Genomic DNA, 759 nt, shown 5'->3' with positions numbered 1-759 from the left:
TCTCCTCTATGAGAGAGAGGGTAGTGATGATAATATCACCCTCTAACTATAAGACACTAAGAGCCAACATAAGGAGGACCTATGCGCTTACTGTTAACCTTACTGCGCCATAGGACTACTTGGCGATTTCTGCTGGTACTTGCTGGTGCCCTTGGGGCTTCACTGGTCACTCAGCAGCAACTCAGTGGACTGGAGACTCTCGTGTGCTCTCTACTCACTTGTAGCGATTAGGGTCTTCCTGACGCGCTAGGGATTCCGTAGTGATGCTTACCAGCATACACCACTCCATCCCTCTACAGTCAATACTTAAAGTTAACCTTAGGTGACTCATTGGGTCTACCTACGGGTCTATGCAATGACCTGAGGAATACCTGAGGTTACCTTTAAGAATATTACACAAAGTTCTGAGTGCATATCTCACAGTTTACACTTTTGGTTATCCCCCGGTACCCTCTCAGTTCACTCTCAGTAACCATAGGCCACCCCTAAACCTTCGGTTTAACCTTAGGTGGGACTGATGGGAAACCTTAGGTGATACTATATGTTGTGGTGAGGGTGACCTAATGACACTATATGTTGATGTCTATCTGTCCCTATCTGTTGGTACTCATTAAGTCATACCTGAGGAGCCAACCTGAGGTAACGACCTGAGGACATCCATCGACACTATACCTAAGGTGAGCCGACTGCTCACAAGGTTCACCGTGTGACTAACGTTTAGCAGTGACTGTTAGTAGGTCACATTGAGAGTATTCAATT

The 759-nt window shown here is 46.2% G+C and carries 1 protein-coding gene; it reads left to right on the top strand.

Annotated elements, in window-relative coordinates; genetic code table 11:
- Positions 1–81 precede the first annotated feature (81 nt).
- Positions 82–231: a gp19.5 family protein gene (locus tag HHU12_RS36030; protein WP_227954101.1), complete on the top strand. Its 150-nt coding sequence runs from the start codon at positions 82–84 to the stop codon at positions 229–231.
- Positions 232–759: the final 528 nt, after the last annotated feature.

Source organism: Flammeovirga aprica JL-4 (assembly GCF_012844305.1).
Taxonomy (GTDB): domain Bacteria; phylum Bacteroidota; class Bacteroidia; order Cytophagales; family Flammeovirgaceae; genus Flammeovirga; species Flammeovirga aprica.
Note: the sequence above shows the minus strand (reverse complement) of the source record. Positions and strands in the feature narration are given on the sequence as shown.

What these genes read in the sequence shown, in the direction of transcription:
- HHU12_RS36030 (WP_227954101.1), top strand. Translation starts at nt 82, where the DNA reads ATGCGCTTACTGTTAACCTTACTGCGCCATAGGACTACTTGGCGATTT.